Annotated in this window: 1 protein-coding gene; it reads left to right on the top strand. The window is 65.6% G+C overall.

Annotated elements, in window-relative coordinates; translation table 11 throughout:
* Window positions 1–355: 355 nt before the first annotated feature.
* On the top strand, window positions 356–1,387 hold a 1,032-nt coding region (locus EU811_RS22895), incomplete at its 3' end, for an RHS repeat domain-containing protein (protein ID WP_202979348.1).

Genomic DNA, 1,387 nt, shown 5'->3' with positions numbered 1-1,387 from the left:
GTCTCGTGGGCTCGGGCGAGATGGCTTTCGGTCGAACCGTCCGTCGGATTCATGGCCGGAAGTGAGTATTCCCGTGCCTTTGATGGGTGATTCGCAGGCTGTTATCCCAGTCTGGGTGTGTGAAGAGGCGGGGCTGATTCCGGCCCGTATCGGAAGATGATTGCGGGGCACCCCGCGTCGTTCTGTGTGCCTGTCGTGACAGCTTGTGCGTCGTCTGTGGCCGTTGGGGTCACGGTTTCTGACTTCCTGTGGGGGGAAGCCGATGCAGTCACCTGCTGCGCGCATGCCGTCTCTGCGTGCCCGAAGATCATCCAGAATTGCTCTCGCCGCCGCTGTCTCCTCAGCGGCTTTAGTCGTGGCTGCCGCACCGGGTGTGGCAGCGCCGTCCGAACCGGAACTGCCCAAGCAGGAAAGCCCGTGGACGAAGCCGACGAAGGTCGACGTCCCGGCCACGCCGGCCGGCGTAACGAAAGCCCCGCGCTCCGAGGCGGAGACCGAGGTGTCGTCCGACGTCACCGTCTGGCGGGAGGCGCAGAAGGCCCGCACGACCGGCATCACAACAGCAAAAGGCGGACGGAACGCTGCTGCCGAGGCCGTTCCGTATCTTCCCGAGGGGCAGGGGCAAGTTCCGTGGCACCGCATCCTCGACACACGCCTGAACGACGCGACCGTGGCCCGGGTGAACCTGTCCAATGGCAACCTGATGCTCGCTGCCACCGATTTCGACATCGCAGGCGTCGGCCAGAAGCTCCAGCTCACGCGGACGTTCAACAGCCTCGAAGCGCCGTGGGGCAAGGTCTCCCAGCGCTGGTGGCAGGGATACGAGCGCTACCTCCAGGTCAACGACGGTGAGGTGGACGTCTTCGACGCCACCGGCGGCCTGCAGCGGTTCGCTGAGAAGACCGGCGGTGGATACACCACTCCCATCGGCTACTCCAAGGACCTCGCCAAGAACGCGGACGGCACCTACACGCTGACCGACCGCAAGTCCGGCAGCCGTGACACCTACGACGCGGACGGCACCCTGACCAAGGTCACGGACAAGAACAAGGGCATGATCACCGTCGACCAGCACGACGACGGCGCCGAGCACAAGGGTTTCAAGCTCACCGAGACCCGCTCCGGCCGCTGGATCGACCTGGTCAAGACGTACCCGAACCAGTGGCAGGCCAAGGACAACACCGGCCGCACCGCAGTCTTCGACCTCGACGCGGACGGCAACCTCGCCACGAGCACCGACACCGCGGGCAGGGCCACCGGCTACGAGTACGACAGCGACGGACGGGTGAACAAGGTGACCACCCCCGAGGGCACGGTCACCCTGTTCACCTGCGACGGCCAGAACCGGGTCACTTCCATGCAGCGCGCCACCGAGCCCACGAGACTA

This window comes from Arthrobacter sp. TS-15 (genome assembly GCF_006964045.1).
Classification (GTDB): Bacteria; Actinomycetota; Actinomycetes; order Actinomycetales; family Micrococcaceae; genus Arthrobacter.
Note: the sequence above shows the minus strand (reverse complement) of the source record. Positions and strands in the feature narration are given on the sequence as shown.